The sequence below is a fragment of the Campylobacter concisus genome (genome assembly GCF_902460415.1).
GTDB lineage: Bacteria > Campylobacterota > Campylobacteria > Campylobacterales > Campylobacteraceae > Campylobacter_A > Campylobacter_A concisus_Y.
This window is the reverse complement of sequence record NZ_CABPTY010000016.1, coordinates 1-1,153: the sequence shown is the minus strand read 5'-3', so window position 1 is coordinate 1,153 and position 1,153 is coordinate 1. Positions and strand designations below refer to the sequence as shown.

Below are 1,153 nucleotides of genomic sequence, written 5' to 3'. Positions count from 1 at the left end.
GTAAGCAGCGTAGTGCAAGACATAATCCAGCAGCAAAGCCAAATCAAGCCAACCATAGAAATCAAAAGCGGAAGCCGTATATTTTTAGTGCCTACAAATCATATGTGGTTTGCAAAACCAAAAAACGGCGAAGTGATGATGCAATATTTTAACGATTAAAGGGAAAGCCGATGCAATACGAGCAAATCAAAAGCCAAGTTAAGACTGAGCTACAAAATAAAAAAGCAAACGATAGACTACTAAAACGCATAGCAAATCAGCTAAAAATTACCGAAAAGGCTGAGGCAAACGCTGCAAAAGAAAGGCAGAAGCAAGAAAAGCTAGTGCAAGAAAAAAACGATTTGGTAAGCACGAGCACAACAGAAGCAAGCCAAGAAGAGTAAAATGAGTGAAAGCATAATTTTAAATAATATTTTAGGCGTTTTAAAGCCGTATTTGACCCTGCGGGCAAACGAACTAATATTTAATCGGCCGTGCGAAATAAACATAGACTACGGCGACCACTGGGAAATAGTGCAAGACCCAAAGCTAGATATAAAATTTCTAAATAATTTTTTGATCGAGCTGGCCACTAGAAGAAATCAGCGCTTCGATGAAACGCATTGCCACCTTTCATGCGAACTGCCCGATCCGTTTTTACGTTACCGAGTCCAAGCGCAGCATAAATCAAGTCTGTTTAATAGCGATATCGCAATTTGTATAAGGATACCCAGCAAAGAGGCCTTTAAATTAGAAAGTTTTACCTTAAGTCAAAACGTGATAAACGAGGGCTGGACTTATGAAAAAATCAAAGAGCTGATCCGGGATAAGAAAAACGTACTTTTAAGCGGCGGAACGGGAAGCGGGAAGACCAGCTTTTTAAACTCGTTAATGGGAGAAATAGACCCGGGCGAGCGAGTAGTCACCATAGAGGACAGCCAAGAGCTTAGGGTAGAAAACGTAAATAAAACGCAGCTGGCCGTACCCAAAATCGCCACCGAAATTTACAGCTATCAGGTAGCGATCGATAATGCGATGCGCTTACGACCCGATAGGCTATTTTTAGGCGAGATAGACATCCGCAATACCTTTTCGTTTTTAAGGGTAAACAATACCGGGCATGCCGGAAATTTAAGTACCTTGCACGCAAATAATCCCAAAGACGCCATAAAGG

At 41.4% G+C, this 1,153-nt stretch carries 2 protein-coding genes and 1 pseudogene; all 3 read left to right on the top strand.

The window, feature by feature from the left end:
* A pseudogene (locus tag FZ940_RS09850) lies at positions 1-159 on the top strand (DNA type IV secretion system protein ComB10); the annotation flags it as partial.
* Between the two features lie 11 nt (positions 160-170).
* Positions 171-383, top strand: a complete 213-nt coding sequence (locus FZ940_RS09380) for a hypothetical protein (protein WP_148822345.1) — start codon at positions 171-173, stop codon at positions 381-383.
* 1 nt (position 384) lies between these two features.
* Positions 385-1,153 (top strand): ATPase, T2SS/T4P/T4SS family (locus FZ940_RS09375; RefSeq protein WP_148822344.1); only part of this gene is annotated, 769 nt, incomplete at its 3' end.